1 protein-coding gene is annotated in these 262 nt (G+C 59.2%); it reads right to left on the bottom strand.

Annotated features, from left to right (window positions below):
- A partial coding sequence (locus FDX22_RS21425) for a phage portal protein (protein WP_146717740.1) occupies positions 1–262 on the bottom strand: 262 nt, incomplete at both ends.

Here is a 262-nt window from a genome sequence, read left to right as displayed (position 1 = left end):
CCCAGGCACTGCGGGCCTCCTGAAAGCTGAAGCGCGCTTTTGAAGGTAACGTAACCACGCGGCGAACGATGGCCTCTTCCAGCCAGCACAGAAACATCTGGCTCGCCTGACGGGATGCGACGAATTTTCGCCGCCCCATAAAGTGCGCCCATGACTCGTTTGCGCTGGCCCGTGCCGTGGAATAGCTCATCTGGGCGTAATTTCGGGAAAGCTGCTCATACGAGACACCCAGCCCGGCAGCGATATACCGCAGCAATGACTG

The organism is Citrobacter sp. TBCS-14, from assembly GCF_005280805.1.
GTDB lineage: Bacteria > Pseudomonadota > Gammaproteobacteria > Enterobacterales > Enterobacteriaceae > Citrobacter > Citrobacter gillenii.
Note: the sequence above shows the minus strand (reverse complement) of the source record. Positions and strands in the feature narration are given on the sequence as shown.